Annotated in this window: 1 pseudogene; it reads right to left on the reverse strand. The window is 36.5% G+C overall.

The window, feature by feature from the left end:
* Positions 1-208, reverse strand: a pseudogene (locus V6255_RS19065) (efflux transporter periplasmic adaptor subunit); the annotation flags it as partial.

Raw genomic sequence — 208 nt, forward strand, 5'->3', positions numbered from 1 at the left:
GTCCGCTAGTGGCAATCACATCATTTTCATCTAAGCCAGATAACACATGAAGACTATCGTCCTTTGTTTTACCTAATGTGACGATTCTTTGTTTCGCTTCTAAAATCGTTTTACCCTCATCAGTTTGTTGTTCAGTTAATACATAAACTGTTTCTCCGTATAGTGTGTAGTTAACGGCAGTAACAGGAACGATGATTTGTTTTTTATC

This window comes from Psychromonas arctica (assembly GCF_038155225.1).
GTDB classification, from domain to species: Bacteria; Pseudomonadota; Gammaproteobacteria; order Enterobacterales; family Psychromonadaceae; genus Psychromonas; species Psychromonas arctica_B.